A 13947-nucleotide genomic window follows, 5' to 3' on the forward strand; every position below is an offset into this window, starting at 1 on the left:
GCTGAGAGCGAACAAGCAGGGGGAACACCAGCCCATCCCCAGCAGTTGAGTCGGCATAGCTCAACTTGACTGCCGAAGGGGAGATCATGGCTACTGAGTCCACGGCGTTCACGCTCGTCCTGCCCGTGCTGCCGCTCGACGACGAGGTCGTGCTGCCCGGCATGGTGGTTCCGCTGGACCTGAGCGACGCCGAGGTACGGGCCGCGGTGGAGGCCGCGCAGGCCGCCGCCCGGTCGGAACCGGGCAAGCCCAGGGTGCTGCTGGTGCCACGCATCGACGGCACGTACGCGAAGACCGGTGTGCTGGGCACGGTCGAGCAGGTCGGCCGGCTGGCCGACGGTGACCCGGGGGCTCTGATCCGCGGCCGGAGCCGTGTGCGCATCGGCGCCGGCACCACCGGTCCCGGCGCGGCCCTGTGGGTCGAGGGCGCCCGCATCGACGAGAGCGTGCCGGACCCGCTGCCGGGCCAGGTCGCCGACCTCGTCAAGGAGTACAAGGCGCTCGCCACCACCTGGCTGAAGAAGCGCGGCGCCTGGCAGGTCGTGGACCGCGTCCAGGCCATCGACGACGTCTCCGCGCTCGCCGACAACTCCGGCTACTCGCCGTTCCTCACCACCGAACAGAAGGTCGAACTGCTGGAGACCCCCGACCCGGTGGCCCGGCTCAAGCTCGCCACGCAGCAGCTCCGCGACCACCTCGCCGAGCAGGAGGTGGCCGAGACCATCGCCAAGGACGTCCAGGAGGGCGTCGACAAGCAGCAGCGCGAGTTCCTGCTGCGTCGTCAGCTGGAGGCCGTCCGCAAGGAACTGCGCGAGCTGAACGGCGATCAGGAAGGCGAGGAGTCCGACGACTACCGCGCCCGCGTCGAGGCCGCCGACCTGCCGGAGAAGGTCCGCGAGGCCGCGCTCAAGGAGGTCGACAAGCTGGAGCGGTCCAGCGACCAGTCCCCGGAGGGCTCCTGGATCCGCACCTGGCTGGACACCGTCCTGGAGATGCCCTGGAACGAGCGGACCGAGGACGCGTACGACATCCAGGGCGCCAAGGCGATCCTGGACGCCGAGCACGCGGGCCTCCAGGACGTGAAGGAGCGCATCACCGAGTACCTCGCGGTCCGCAAGCGCCGCAGCGACCGCGGGCTCGGCGTCATCGGCGGCCGGCGCGGCGGTGCCGTACTGGCCCTGGTCGGCCCGCCCGGCGTCGGCAAGACCAGCCTCGGTGAGTCGGTCGCGCACGCCATGGGCCGCAAGTTCGTCCGCGTCGCCCTCGGCGGCGTCCGCGACGAGGCGGAGATCCGCGGCCACCGCCGTACCTATGTCGGCGCGCTGCCCGGCCGGATCGTACGGGCGGTCAAGGAGGCCGGGTCGATGAACCCGGTGGTCCTGCTGGACGAGATCGACAAGGTGGGCTCCGACTTCCGCGGCGACCCGGCCGCGGCCCTGCTCGAAGTCCTGGACCCGGCGCAGAACCACACCTTCCGGGACCACTACCTGGAGGTCGAACTCGACCTGTCGGACGTGGTCTTCCTGGCCACGGCCAATGTCCTGGAGGCCATCCCGGAGGCGCTCGCCGACCGTATGGAGATCGTCCGTCTGGACGGCTACACCGAGGACGAGAAGGTCGTCATCGCCCGTGACCACCTGCTCCCGCGCCAGCTGGAGCGGGCGGGACTCGGTACGGACGAGGTCGCTCTGGACGAGAGCGCCCTGCGCAAGCTGGCCGGCGAGTACACCCGGGAGGCGGGCGTGCGCACCCTGGAGCGGTCCATCGCCCGCCTGCTCCGCAAGGTCGCGGCCCAGCACGAACTGGGTGAGCGGGAGCTGCCGTTCACCGTGACGGACGCCGACCTGCGCGACCTGATCGGGCGCCCGCACCACGTGCCCGAGTCCGCCCAGGACCCGGCCGAGCGTCGTACGTCCGTCCCCGGCGTGGCGACCGGTCTCGCGGTCACCGGCGCCGGCGGTGACGTGCTCTTCGTGGAGGCGTCCCTGGCCGACCCGGAGACGGGCGCGGCGGGCCTGACCCTGACCGGTCAGCTCGGTGACGTGATGAAGGAGTCGGCGCAGATCGCGCTGAGCTTCCTGCGCAGCCACGGCGCCGAACTGGAGCTGCCCGTCGGCGACTTGAAGGACCGGGGCGTGCACATCCACTTCCCGGCGGGCGCGGTCCCGAAGGACGGCCCGAGCGCCGGCATCACGATGACGACGGCTCTCGCGTCCCTGCTGTCCGGGCGGCTGGTCCGTACGGACGTGGCGATGACCGGCGAGGTCTCGCTGACCGGCCGGGTGCTGCCCATCGGCGGCGTCAAGCAGAAGCTGCTCGCCGCCCACCGCGCCGGGGTGACCATCGTGATCATCCCCAAGCGCAACGAGCCCGACCTGGACGACGTCCCGGCCGAGGTGCTGGACAAGCTCGACGTCCACACCGTGACCGATGTCCGCCAGGTCCTGGAACTGGCACTCGCGCCCGCGACGAACGGCGCGACGCCGGAGGTTCCCGTGGCGGCGTGACGGACGCCATGGGAAAGGCGAGGCCCGGGTCCCGTGAGGGAGGCCCGGGCCTTCGCCATGTGCTCGCAGGGGCGGGCATGGGGGGATCACAGGGGATCGTACGAGGATCTTCGTATTGCGCTTATATCGGGATGGCTCGATAGAATTCAGGCGTGAGTTGGCCCCCCAAGACCCCCTCCGGTCTGATCGGGGCCGAGATCGCGGGCTACAAGGTGGAGCGCGAACTCGGTCGCGGTGGGATGGCCGTCGTCTACCGCGCCAGGGACCTGCGCCTCGGCCGGACGGTCGCCCTCAAGCTGCTCGCCCCCGAGTACACCAGGAACGACGCCTTCCGCCGCCGCTTCGCCCAGGAGTCCCGGGTGGCCGCCGCCATCGACCACCCCAACATCGTCCCCGTCTTCGAGGCCGGCGAGTTCGACGGGGTCCTCTACATCGCCATGTGCTACGTCTCCGGGCAGGACCTGCGCGCCCTGATCGACCGGGAGGGCCCGTTGGCGGTGCCGGTCGCGCTGCGCATCGCGGCCCAGCTGGCCTCCGCCCTGGACGCGGCCCACGCGCGCGACCTGGTGCACCGGGACGTCAAACCCGGCAACGTCCTGATCGCCAAGGTCGTCGACAGCGACCACCCCGAGCACGTCTATCTCACCGACTTCGGGCTGGCCAAGAAGTCGCTGTCGCTCACCGGTTTCACCACCGCGGGCGAGTTCGTCGGCACCCTCGACTACGTGGCGCCCGAGCGGATCGCCGGGCGCCCGGTGGACGGCCGGGCCGACCAGTACAGCCTGGCCTGTGTGGTCCACGAGATGCTCACGGGCGCCCCGCCCTTCCGGCGCGAGGACCACCTGGAACTGCTGTGGGCGCACCAGTACGACCCGCCGCCCGAGCTCAGCAAGGAGCGGCCGGACATTCCGCCGGCCGCCGACGAGGTGCTGCACAAGGCCCTGGCGAAGGCCCCGGACGACCGTCACGGCACCTGTCTGGAGTTCGTCGCGGCCCTGCGGGCGGCCGTCGCCGACTGTGTGCCCCGCCGCCGTACGCCGACCCTGGTGGACCTGGTCCCGCCGCCGGAGCCCCCTGCCTGGGCCCGGCGGTTCCTCGGCTGATCCGTGCCGCGGCTGATCCGTGCCGCGGCTGATCTGTGCCGCGGCTGATCTGTGCCGCTTACGCGGGCTTTACCCGACGCCTGTGAGCGCGTCAAGTCCCGAGTCCTCGGAACGTGACCCCGATTTCCCGTTCGGGCCTACTTGAAGCACGGCCTCACCGGAACGGAAATGAGGCGGTCCGAGGGAAACGGAAATCCTCCGGCAATCCCTCTCGGGAAATCCTCACAGTAATTGGGAGAAAGCTCATGACTCGTATCGTTCACACCCACGCCGACGCCCGTCCGAAGCGCCGAGGTCTGCGTTTCGCGACCCTCGCCGCCTCCGCCGCGCTGGTCACCGGGGGTGTCCTCCTGCCCGTCTCCAGTGCGATGGCGGCCCCGATGCCCACCTCGACCGTGGCCTTCGTCCACGGTGGCGGCGCCGGTGGAGCCGGTGGTGACGGCGGTGGCGGCCTGGTCGGTGGCGGCGGTGGCGCCGGTGGATCCGGTGGCGGCAGCGTCCTCGGCACCGGTGGTGACGGTGGCCAGGGCGGCAAGGGTGGCGACGGCGTCCTGGCCGGTGGCGGCGGCGGTGGCGGCGGTGGCGGCGGCGAAGGCGTCATCGGCGGCAAGGGCGGCGACGGTGGCGGCGGCGGCTTCGGCGTCCTGTCCGGCGGTGGCGGCGGCAGCGGCGGTGGCGGGGGCGACGGCACCCTCGTCGGCGGCAAGGGCGGCAACGGCGGCAAGGGCGGCGACAGCGTCTTCCAGGGCGGTAGCGGCGGGAAGGGCGGCAAGGGCGGCTTCGGCGGCCTGTTCGGCGGGTCCGGCGGCTCCGGCGGGGCCGGTGGCTCCAGCCTCTTCTGACCGTCTCCTGTGACCGTCGACGGGGTGGGGGCCGCCCGGCCCCCACCCCCGACCGGGCCACAGCGCCCGCACATGAAACGCCCCACCACACCCCTGATCGGAAAAGGAGACCCCCGATGTCCATGAACTCCTGGCGGCGTCCCTTCACCCTCGCGGCAGCCTCCGTGGCTCTCGTCACCGCCACCGCGTGCGCCGCCCAGGCGGCCACTCACACGGCCCCGGTACCCGGCGGCTACGCGGCCGCGCCGGCCCATCCGTCCTCGCACTGCGGAGAGGGCGGCGAAGGCGGCAAGGGCGGCGCGCCCGGCAAGCCGGGTGAGCCGGGCAAGCCGGGCAAGCCGGGCAAGCCGGGCAAGCCGGGCTGCTCCCCGCTCGACCTCCACGACCTGCCCGACAAGCCGAAGTCGGATCTCTCGCGGCTGGACAAGGCGCGGATCGCGCTGGCCGTGCTGACCGGCCGGGTGACCCAGGCCGACGCGGCCAAGAAGTACAAGATCCCGGAGAAAGAGATCAGCACATGGGAGCGGCAGCTCCTGAACGGCGACTGGCTCGCATTTCTGCAGACGGACTGAAGTTCCGAGAAGAAGTTCGGAGAAAGGAAAATCCCATGGGCAGCCACTCCTGGAAATTCGGTATCGGTCTCGCGGTCTCGACCGTGGTGATCGCCGGGGGCGCGATGGCCCCCGCCGCGATGGCCGACACCGGCCCCGTCGGCGGTGGATCCGGCGGCAGCCCGTCCAGCCTGAGCAGCGTCCATGTGGGCAACGGCAGCGTCCGTATCGGCGTCTCGATCTGTGCGGGCGACTGCAACGGCACCGTCAACGGCACCAAGGGCGCGGGCGGCGGCATCTGCGCCGGGCTCTGCAACGGCAGCGCCAACGGCGGCGACGGCACCGCCGGCGCACCGGGCCGGAACGGCGGCAAGGGCGGCGACGGCGGGATCTGCGTCGGCGTCTGTTCGGGCAGCGTCAACGGCGGCGCCGGCGGGAACGGCGGCGGCGCGGTGGGCGGGGGCGACGGCGGCGCCGGCGGGCGGGGCGGGAACGGCGGGATCTGCCTCGGCGTCGGCTGCGAGACCAGCGGTCAGGGCGGCCGCGGGGGCAACGGTGGCGACGGCTGACTCAGCCGGGGGCCTCGGTGACCGACTGCTCCGCCCACACCGTCTTGCCGACCCGGTCGTGCCGGGTGCCCCAGCGTTCGGCGAGCTGGGCGACCAGCAGCAGACCCCGGCCGCCCTCGTCGAAGATGCGGGCGCGCCGCATGTGCGGGGTGGTGCCGCTGGAGTCGTACACCTCGCAGATCAGGGTCGCGTCCTGGTGGATCAGCCGGAGCTGGATGGGCGGGCGGCCGTAGCGGATGGCGTTGGTGACCAGCTCGCTGACCATCAGCTCGGTGGTGAAGGAGGCCTCGTCCAGGCCCCAGGCGGACAGCTGGGCGCAGGCCAGGTGGCGGGCGTGGGCGACGTCCTCGGGGTCGCTCGGCAGCTCCCAGGCGGCGACCCGGTCCTCGTGCAGGACCCGGGTGCGGGCGACGAGCAGGGCGATGTCGTCGTCGGGGCGATGGGTCAGCAGCTCGGTGAGCACGTGGTCGCAGACCGCGTCCAGTGACCGCGCGGGCCGGACGAGCGCGGCGAACATCTTGTCCAGCGCCTCGTCGATGTCGTGCTCGCGGGCCTCGAACAGCCCGTCGGTGTACAGGGCGAGCAGGCTGCCCTCGGGCAGTTCGGTCTCGGTGGCCTCGAACGGCAGCCCGCCGAGCCCGAGCGGCGGGCCCGCGGGCACGTCCAGGAAGCGCACGGTGCCGTCCGGCGTGACCACGGCGGGCGGCGGATGGCCGGCCCGGGCCAGGGTGCACCGGCGGGAGACCGGGTCGTAGACCGCGTACAGACAGGTGGTGCCGATGCCGCCGGCGGTCTCGGCGGTCGGGTCCGTGCTGCCCTCGTCGGCGGCGAGCCGCAGCACCAGGTCGTCCAGGTGGGTGAGGAGTTCGTCGGCCGGCAGATCGACGTCGGCCAGGGTGCGCACGGCGGTGCGCAGCCGGCCCATGGTGGCCGAGGCGCGGATCCCGTGGCCCACCACGTCCCCCACGACCAGCGCCACCCGCGCCCCGGACAGCGGGATGACGTCGAACCAGTCGCCGCCCACCCCGGCCCGTGTCGCGGCGGGCAGATAGCGGGTGGCGATCTCCAGGGCCGCCTGGTCGGGCAGCGTGTGCGGGAGCAGGCTCTGCTGGAGGGCCATGGTCGTGGTGCGGGTCTTGGTGTAGGAGCGCGCCTGCCGGATGCCGGTGGCCGCCTTGTCCGTGAACTCCTGGGCCAGCCGCAGATCCTCCGGGCCGAACGGCTCGCGGCCGCGCCGCCGGCCGAACAGCGCCACCCCGAGCATGCTGCCCTGGGCGAGCAGCGGCACCGCCAGCAGTGAGCGCGCCCCGGACGCGCGCAGCCACGCCGCACCCGGGTCCACCGCCGCCCACTCGGCGACGAGCGGGTCCGCCGTGTCGTACAGCAGGGGCCGGCCGGCCGTCAGACACCGGGCCGGGGGCGAGTCCGGCGGGTAGACGACGGCCTCACCGACGCCGCTGCCGTACGCCGGGCCGACGCCGTCGGGCATGGCGCGCAGCGCGGCGCGGCGCAGGACGACCGGGCCGGGCCGCGGGGCGGGTTCCTCGTCCGCCTCGCGGGGGGAGTCGAGCAGGTCGACCGCCATGACGTCGGCGAGCCGGGGGACGGTGACCTCGCCGAGCTCCTGCGCGGCGCGGGCCTGGTCGGCGGCCATGCCGACGCGCGAGCTGCTGTCGGCGGACGTGCGTTGCCGGGCGGCGGAGTCCTGGGCGGGTGTCTGGGTGGACAGGCAGACGGCGCGCACCCGGCCGTCGGCGTCCTTCAGCGGGGTGAGCACGGCACTTCGGCCCAGTTCCGCGCCGAGCCGGGCCCGGGCCTCCTGCGGCCGGCCGGTCTCCAGCGCGAGCCGCATCGACCGGTCGGCCTCCTCGCTCGCGGAGCCGGGCACGATGTGCGGCAGCCCGAGTCCGCGCATCGCGGCCTCGGGCAGGGCGAGGGCGTGTTCCATCCGGCGGTTGGCGCGCACGAGCCGCAGCTCGGCGTCGAAGATCGCCAGCGGGAAGGGGGACTGCAGGAACGTCCACTCCTCCAGCGGTTCGCCCCGGGGCGGCTGCGCACGGGCCGTCACGGCGCTCACCACCAGCCAGTCGGTGACGCCGGTTTCCGAGGTCCGGCGGTGCGCGAGCACGCCCAGTTCCAGCAGCCGGCCGTCGCGGTGCCGCAGCGGGACGGTGCCGTTCCAGCGGTCCCGGCCGGCGAGGATCCGGCGGGCCGCCGAGCCGTCGGTGGCGAGAAGCGCGGTGGCGGGCCGTCCGACGACGGCCGGAGCGTCATAGCCGAGGAGCCGCCGGGCGCCTTCGCTCCACGCGGTGAGAATGCCCTGCTCATCGATGGTGGCCGTGGCCGTGTACGTCGACTGTCGCTCCATCGCCGCTCATCTCGCCCTTGCTCGGCAGGCTCTCCTGACCAGCATGATCCCGGGCGGCGCGGAGCACCAACGCAGGGCCGCGGCAAGAAATCCGCGGGCGTCCGCAACCGGTCGGGGGTTGCCCGGCGTGAAGGAGACAAATGCCCTTATTCCGGCATTACCCATCCTGCTGGGGGGTGACAACAAGGAGGACTCGATGACTGGCGTTACGGCCCGGCCGCTGACCGATCGCGAACGGGAGACGCTCCGACATATCGCCGCGGGCCGCACCTATCTCCAGACGGCCCGCGCCATGGGCGTGTCCCGGCACACCGTGGACACCTACATGCGCCGCATCCGCGCCAAGCTCGGCCACACGAGCATGGCCGAGCTGACACGGATCGCGATTTCCCTGGGGCTGTGAGGGCTCAGGGGTCTGTGAGGGCTCAGCCGTTGGCCAGGGCCTGCACCCGGTCCAGCGCCCCGTTGAACTTGTCGTGGTCGCCGACGGTCGGGCCGGAGGAGGTGTACTGCCACATCGTGTAGTACGACCAGCCGGCCGGCAGCGTCCCCGGGTCCGAGGCGTAGCGGGCGATCCACAGCGGGTTGTTCACCGCGAAGCCGCCGTAGTTGCCGGTGCAGTCGCTCCACCAGCTGGTGGCCGTGTAGATCACGGCGTCCCGGCCGGTCAGGGACTTGTAGGTGTTCAGGAAGTCGGCGATCCAGCTGACCATCTGGCTCGCGGTCTTGCCGTAGCACTCGGCGCCGTACGGGTTCCACTCGATGTCGAGCGCGCCGGGCAGGGTCTTGCCGTCCCGGGACCAGCCACCGCCGTGGCCGACGAAGTAGCTCGCCTGGGTGGCGCCGCTGGTGGTGTCCGGGGTCGCGAAGTGGTAGGCGCCGCGGATCATGCCGATGTTGTACGAGCCGTTGTACTGCTGGGCGAAGTACGGGTTCGTGTAGTACGTGCCTTCCGTCGCCTTCGTGTACGCCCAGCGCACCCCGCTGTTCCACAGGGTCGACCAGGCGACGTTGCCCTGGTAGCCGGAGACGTCCACGCCCTCGGTCTGGGTGACGCCACCGGAGGCCGGGGTGCCGTGCCGGCCGTCGTGCGCGAGGACCCCCATGCCCATGTAGGCGGAGCCGCGGCTGTGCGTGCTCGCGGCGTGGGCGGAGGTGAGCGGGAGGGTCAGGGAGAGCGCCGCGAGCAGGGCCGTGACCAGGACAGCGAGGGGGCGCGGGCGCGGGGAGCGGGCGGAGTGGTCGGAGCCGGGTCTGTGCACGGGCATGACGTGCCTCCGGGGAGTGGGGTGGGGGGAACGTGGCTGTGACCGTGTACCGGATGCCGCACTGGCGTGGGCATGCCATTAATTGCCTGGTAAGGAAGCTACGCACGTAGATGACGACGGGGAAGGGGGTCCGGACGCCGCCGTTGGTCTAGCCCTGCGAAATACTTACAGAGCTGCGGCAATGACGACTTTTGGCAGAAACTTTCAGGACGCGAAACCGAGCAGGGGTGCTGACGTGCACGAGGACGGAAACGGCGACGCACATCGCGGCGCCCAGCAGATGACGCCCAGTGGTGCAGACCAGGAATTCCTGGCACTGGAACGGGAGTTGACCGTACTGCTCAGGCGGGCCCGGGCCAACCAGGGCGAGATGGCCCGCGAGGTCCATCCCGACCTGGAGTCCTCCGCGTACGGCCTGCTCATCCGGCTGGACGAGTGCGGCGGCCAGCGGGCCACGGAGCTCGCCGGCTACATCGGCGTCGGCAAGGCCACCATGTCCCGCCAGCTGCGTGCCTTGGAGGAGCTGGGCCTGATCGCCCGCGAACCCGACCCCGCCGACGGCCGCGCCTGGCTCGTCACCCTGACCGAGGAGGGCCGCGGCCGGGTCGGCAAGGTCCGCGAGGCCCGCCGCGCCCGCTACGTCCGCCAACTCGCCCACTGGGACCGCCGCGAGGTCGCGGAACTGGCCCGGCTGCTGCATCAGCTGAACGGGGTCATGGAGAGGTAGGGGCACGCAGGAGGGGGTGGGCGGAGCAGGCTGGGCGGACGGCGGCGCGCGGAAGGGGCTGAGCGGACGCGGTGGCGGAAGCAGGCGGGGCGGGGCGGGCCGCCCGAAGAGGCCGGGCGGGCGGCGTCGGGCGGACGGGGGCGGGCGGAACGGCCGTCTCGAAGAGGCCGCGTGGAAGCGTGACGCGGGCCGGAGGGATCACAGCTCTGCGTACACCACCGTCGCGTCGTCGTGTGTCTTGCTCCGGCCCAGGAACGCCCGCTGGTCGCGGTCCGCCGTCTCCAGTTCCCGTACCCGGTCCACCAGTGACCGGGCGCCCTGCTTCGCGACCGTCTCGAACAGGGCCTGCCAGTCGCCCTCGTGGAACTTCTCCGTCCAGCGGGTCGCGCCGTCCGTCAGCGCGGCCACGGCACGGACCTCGCCCCGGGGCACCGTGCCGGCGACCGCGCGCACGGCCACCGAGGGATCGGCGGCGGCCGTGAAGAACCCGCCCTCCTTGTTGCGCAGGGTGGCGTCCACCACGGCGTCCGTGGCGAGCCCGGAGCGCGGGAGCCGGGCCAGCCGGTCGTCCAGGACCGGAGTGACCGTCCCGTCGGTGCCCTGCAGCAGCAGCGCGGAGTCGGACAGCACCAGGTACTCGACGGTCTCGGCGGACCAGCGGGCCAGGGCCACGGTTGCCTGGGGGGTTCGCGGGTGAGAAAGCTCACAGGTTCGCGCGTGGGCCTCGGCGGTGCGGCCGATCGCCCGCGACAGAATCTCCGGCAGCGTCAGATCTCCGCTCGAAACGGTCAGTTCGGTCAGCGCGCCACCGAGCCGAGCGGTGAACCAGGGGACGGAATGCAGACACCCCGTCTCGCCCCGTGGCGGAGTCACTCCGTCCAGGACGATCACACAACCGCCCTGTCCGGAAGCGGGTAGTCCGACAGCGGCGAAGTCCTCATTGGGCCGGTTCGCGTCACCGGGTTCCGAAACGAGATCAGTGCGCATTCAGCCAGTCTGCACGAGGCCTTCACAGGATGCGCCAAAGGCTGGCAACCGCCCCTGTATTGGTGCGACCCCGCAGGTCAGCCGCCTGTTTTGGGATGGAATCAGCCACTCCGGGAAGGCGTGGTGGCGAATACTGCCAAAGCCTGCCCCGCTCGTCCAACCGGCGTGCCGCGCAAGGGCACCGCACGGGCCAGAGGAACTTGCCCGCCAACTCCCCTCCGATGTTCACTCCTTCGGGTGGCGGGTCAGGTGATGCGCGACTACTGCCCACCGGCGCTGGGAGGGTCGGGAACCGTACGAACCGGGTGTACGCACCACTTGGCACCGAGATGACGGAGTGCCACCCGGGTCCTTGGCTAGTCGAGTTCAGGAATGCGAGCACCGGTGCAGATGAAGCGGCCTCGGCGCACAGGCAGGCAGACGGCTCCCACGGGGACCGAACCGCAGACCCCCGTGGGCACCGGCCGCCCCAGCCATGTGCGCACCCGACTGATCGTCGCCGTCGCCGTGGTGGCCGCCGCCGTCGCGGGAGCCGGCGTGCCCTCCCTGCTCACCGCCTCCCAGGACGTCAGTGACTCCCAGGACCTGGTGACGCTGGCCGGCCGCACCCAGGACGCCCTCGCCCTCGCGAACTCCCTCGCCGACGAGCGCGACGAGGTCACCTCCTACATCGCGGCGGGCCGCCCCGAGTCCAAGGCCCCCTCCGAGGACCGCAGCGCCCGCGTCGACCGCCAGGTCGAGGACCTGCGCGCCGAGGGCGACACCCCGGCGAGCCTGCGCGGCGACCTCGACGGCATCGCCGCCGTCCGCCGGGCCGCCCTCACCGGCAAGACCACGGCCCTCCAGGCCCACCAGGCGTACTCGGCGGCCATCACCGAGCTGCACCGCCTCGCCGAGCAGCTGGCCGATCGGACACCCCCGCGGGCCGGCTCCGGCGCCCATGCGCTCGCCGAGCTGGACACCGCCGTCCAGCAGTCCGCCGCCGCCCGCGGCCTGCTGCTCGCCGCGCTGAACGTGCCGTCCACCACCCGGACGGTGATCAGCCCCGTCACCGGGCTGCCCACCACGACCTCCACCACCTCCGAGGCCGACCGGAAACAGCGCGACCGACTGACCGCCGCCGCCCAGCAGGCCCGGCTGCGCGCCGACGCCGCCCTCGCCGACTTCCGCGCGACCGCGCCCAAGGCGGCCGTCGACTCCTACGACTCCACGGTCACCGGCCCCGAGGTCAACTCGGCCGAGAAGTACCTCGCCACGCTCACCGACCAGCCGACGCTGGCCGACAGCGAGCTGACCACCAGCACCAAGAAGCTGGACGCGGCCCTGTCCGCCCGCGTCGACGAGATGCGCGGCGCGGAGTCGGCCCTCTACGACCACCGCACCAAGGACCTGGCGAAACTCCGCGACGACGACGTCACGGCGCTGGAGATCCGCATCGCCGTGCTCGGTGCGCTCATGCTGGTCGCGGTCGGCCTGGCCACGGCCATGGCCCGCACGCTGACCCGCCCCCTGTCGGTGCTGCGCCGCGGCTCGGCCCGCCTGGCGGAGTCCGGCGACCCGGCGTCCCAGGAGCCGATCGCCTTCACCGGCCGCAACGACGAGTTCGCCCAGGTCGTCCGCTCGGTCAACGCCCTGCACGGGCACGCTGCGGCCCTGCACGAGCGCGTGGCCACGCTGGAGACGGACCGCAAGCACCTGGTCGGCCAGCGCCAGAAGATGGCCGACGCCCGCGAGGAACTCCGCGCCGAACTCGCCGAGTCCGCCGCCCAGCTGGAGCGGCTGCGCACCAGCATCGGCGGCACGTTCGTCAACCTGGCCCTGCGCACCCTCGGCCTGGTCGAACGCCAGCTCGCGGTCATCGAGGGCCTGGAGGAACGCGAACAGGACCCCGACCGCCTCGCCACGCTCTTCAAGCTGGACCACTTCGCCACGGTCATGCGCCGCCACAGCGAGAACCTCCTGGTGCTGGCCGGCGCCGAGCACGTCCAGCAGCACCACGGCCCGGTGCCGCTGGTCGACGTGGTCCGGGCGGGCGTCAGCGAGATCGAGCGCTACGAGCGGGTCCGGATCGCGGCGCTTCCCCCGCACGCGCATGTGGCGGGCTTCGCGGCGGACGACCTGTCCCACCTGCTGGCCGAGCTGATGGAGAACGCCACGTCGTTCTCCCCGCCGGACGTGCCCGTCGAGCTCTCCGGCTGGCTGCTGGAGAGCGGCGAGGTGATGCTCTCCGTCCAGGACGAGGGCATCGGCATGGCGGCCGACCGCCTGGACCTGCTCAACGCCCGCCTGAGCGACTTCGACTCCGAGAGCCACTACGACAACGAGGGCGACGCCGGCCTCGGCCTCGGCCTGTACGTCGTCGCCCGCCTCGCCCACCGTCACGGTGTCCGGGTGCAGCTGCGTGAGCAGAAGCAGGGCGGCATCGCCGCGGTGGTCGTCCTCCCGGCCACCCTGCTCAGTGAGGCCCCGCCCACCGCCCTGCCCCCACAGGCCTCGTCCGCGAGCACCACGGGCACCTTCTCCCTCCCCGGCGCCGACGCCGAGGCCAACTCCAACGTCCTCCACGGCCGCACCAAGGACACCGACCCCCTGGTCGCCCTGGCGGAACGAGCGGTGGCACAGGTCTCCGACACCAGGACGAAGTCCGACGCTGTCGAGCCCGCCCCGTCAGCGGAACCAACGGCACCCACGGCCCAGACCAGGACCGCCTACGGCGACCTGACCGACACGGAGAACCCCCTCGCCCCCACCGGCTCGACGGAGCACGCGACGCGGGACGCCTTCAGCGTGCGGACCGGGGAATCGGTGCGGGATGCCTTCGGAGGGCCGGCCGGTGACGCGGCGCGGGACGCCTTCGGTGGTCCGGCCGATGACTCGCTCGGGGTGCGCGGTGGCTCGGCCGGGGATACGGTGCGGGATGCTTTCGGGGGGCCGGCCGGTGACGCGGCGCGGGACGCCTTCGGTGGCTCGGCCGATGACTCGCTCGGGGTGCGCGGTGGCTCGGCCGGGGATACGGTGCGGGACG

11 protein-coding genes are annotated in these 13947 nt (G+C 72.7%); 8 read left to right on the forward strand and 3 right to left on the reverse strand.

Translation table 11 applies throughout. The features are described 5' to 3' along the window. Positions 1-86 precede the first annotated feature (86 nt). From lon to ACZ5NH_RS15325, 5 genes are all read left to right on the forward strand, one after another. Entirely contained in the window at positions 87-2507 is a 2421-nt protein-coding gene (gene lon, locus ACZ5NH_RS15305; protein ID WP_468775406.1) for an endopeptidase La, read from the forward strand. 152 nt (positions 2508-2659) lie between these two features. Next, positions 2660-3610 (forward strand): serine/threonine-protein kinase, encoded by a 951-nt coding sequence (locus ACZ5NH_RS15310; protein ID WP_468775407.1) that lies wholly within the window; start codon positions 2660-2662, stop codon positions 3608-3610. A 245-nt stretch (positions 3611-3855) separates the two neighbouring features. Then, positions 3856-4452, forward strand: coding sequence for a hypothetical protein (locus ACZ5NH_RS15315; protein ID WP_468775409.1), 597 nt, complete (start codon positions 3856-3858; stop codon positions 4450-4452). Positions 4453-4568: 116 nt separating this feature from the next. After that, the gene (locus ACZ5NH_RS15320; RefSeq protein WP_468775411.1) at positions 4569-5024 is read left to right on the forward strand and encodes a DUF1153 domain-containing protein; all 456 of its coding nucleotides are present in this window, start codon (positions 4569-4571) and stop codon (positions 5022-5024) included. 35 nt (positions 5025-5059) lie between these two features. After that, on the forward strand, positions 5060-5572 hold the full coding sequence (locus ACZ5NH_RS15325; protein ID WP_468775413.1) for a hypothetical protein: 513 nt from the start codon (positions 5060-5062) through the stop codon (positions 5570-5572). 1 nt (position 5573) lies between these two features. Here the strand turns inward: ACZ5NH_RS15325 and ACZ5NH_RS15330 are convergent, their stop codons facing one another. After that, positions 5574-7940, reverse strand: coding sequence for an ATP-binding SpoIIE family protein phosphatase (locus tag ACZ5NH_RS15330; RefSeq protein WP_468775415.1), 2367 nt, complete (start codon positions 7938-7940; stop codon positions 5574-5576). Positions 7941-8136: 196 nt separating this feature from the next. On the opposite strand from ACZ5NH_RS15330, the gene ACZ5NH_RS15335 reads away from it, so the two are divergent. Next, entirely contained in the window at positions 8137-8343 is a 207-nt protein-coding gene (locus ACZ5NH_RS15335; RefSeq protein WP_450981211.1) for a response regulator transcription factor, read from the forward strand. 22 nt (positions 8344-8365) lie between these two features. Here the strand turns inward: ACZ5NH_RS15335 and ACZ5NH_RS15340 are convergent, their stop codons facing one another. Then, positions 8366-9208 (reverse strand): lysozyme, encoded by an 843-nt coding sequence (locus ACZ5NH_RS15340; protein WP_468775417.1) that lies wholly within the window; start codon positions 9206-9208, stop codon positions 8366-8368. 235 nt (positions 9209-9443) lie between these two features. Between ACZ5NH_RS15340 and ACZ5NH_RS15345 the strand changes: the two genes are divergently transcribed. Then, on the forward strand, positions 9444-9935 hold the full coding sequence (locus tag ACZ5NH_RS15345; RefSeq protein ID WP_388620810.1) for a MarR family winged helix-turn-helix transcriptional regulator: 492 nt from the start codon (positions 9444-9446) through the stop codon (positions 9933-9935). 198 nt (positions 9936-10133) lie between these two features. Here ACZ5NH_RS15345 and ACZ5NH_RS15350 read toward each other — a convergent pair whose 3' ends face one another. After that, positions 10134-10922 carry a protein phosphatase 2C domain-containing protein gene (locus ACZ5NH_RS15350; protein WP_468775419.1) on the reverse strand — a complete coding sequence of 263 codons (789 nt, stop codon included), beginning with the start codon at positions 10920-10922 and terminating at the stop codon, positions 10134-10136. Between the two features lie 384 nt (positions 10923-11306). On the opposite strand from ACZ5NH_RS15350, the gene ACZ5NH_RS15355 reads away from it, so the two are divergent. After that, a partial coding sequence (locus ACZ5NH_RS15355) for a sensor histidine kinase (RefSeq protein ID WP_468775505.1) occupies positions 11307-13947 on the forward strand: 2641 nt, incomplete at its 3' end.

The sequence above is a fragment of the Streptomyces sp. NPDC031426 genome, from assembly GCF_055581585.1.